The organism is Mucilaginibacter sp. P4_E8, from assembly GCF_056401495.1.
In genome coordinates this window covers 1-980 of the sequence record NZ_JBFUJG010000414.1, presented here as the reverse complement: position 1 = coordinate 980, position 980 = coordinate 1, and the positions used below count along the sequence as shown (strand labels likewise).

Sequence of the window (980 nt, the reverse complement as noted above, 5' to 3'; positions counted from 1 at the left end):
AGATACAGCCATCAAACCGTAAGTACCCTGGTATTATATTTAATAACCTGGGCCGTGAAGCGGGCGACCAGATATTACAGGTTGAAAACTTAAGCAAGTCGCTCAATGGCGAGCTTTTATTCAACAACATTAGCTTTACCGTAAATAAAGGTGATAAAATTGCCATACTATCACAAAACAGTTTGGCTACCACCGCACTGTACAATATTTTAACCGGTAGGGATACCGATTTTAAAGGCACCTTTAAATGGGGTGTTACTATTAACGCGGCTGATATCCCTATTGATAATGCCGACTACTTTAAAGGAAAAGACGAGAACCTGATCGACTGGCTGCGTGAATATTCTCCGGGCGAAAAGGACGACCAGTTTATCCGCGGCTTCCTGGGCCGTATGTTGTTCTCGGGCGAAGAAGTATTGAAAAAAAGCAATGTACTATCGGGTGGCGAAAAAATGCGCTGCATGTTTAGCCGTATGATGCTGCAACAAGCCAATCTTTTAATGTTCGACGAGCCTACCAATCACCTTGATCTGGAATCGATCACGGCGCTTAATAATGGCATGAAAGACTTTAGGGGAACCATTCTGTTTACCTCACGAGATCATGAGCTGGTTGAAACTGTAGCCAACCGCGTTGTTGAATTAACTCCGGGTGGTTATATTGATAAGCTGATGACCTACGACGAGTACATCAACAGCGACGTAGTACAAAAACAACGCGAAGACTTGTACGCGATGGTATAATTATTTAAGGTAAAAGGCGAAGGGTAAAAACTGAAAGGTAAAGGATTCCGAAATTGAACATCCTAACTCCGAAACAGCGCAACCTTCTTAAGCGTATTTGAAAATAAACAGCTGTGAAAAACCGGAAAATTTTCGTTTATTTGCAACCCGGAAAAAAATAAATGACTTGGTAGCTCAGCCGGTAGAGCAACTGACTCTTAATCAGTGGGTCGAGAGTTCGATCCTCTCCCAGGTCAC

Annotated in this window: 1 protein-coding gene and 1 tRNA gene; both read left to right on the top strand. The window is 42.9% G+C overall.

Features of this window, described 5'->3' with window-relative positions; all coding sequences use genetic code 11:
* On the top strand, nucleotides 1-743 hold a 743-nt coding region (locus AC1DRQ_RS31830; RefSeq protein ID WP_477430200.1), incomplete at its 5' end, for an ATP-binding cassette domain-containing protein.
* A 163-nt stretch (nucleotides 744-906) separates the two neighbouring features.
* Nucleotides 907-979, top strand: a tRNA-Lys gene (locus AC1DRQ_RS31825).
* The last annotated feature ends 1 nt before the right edge of the window (nucleotide 980 follow it).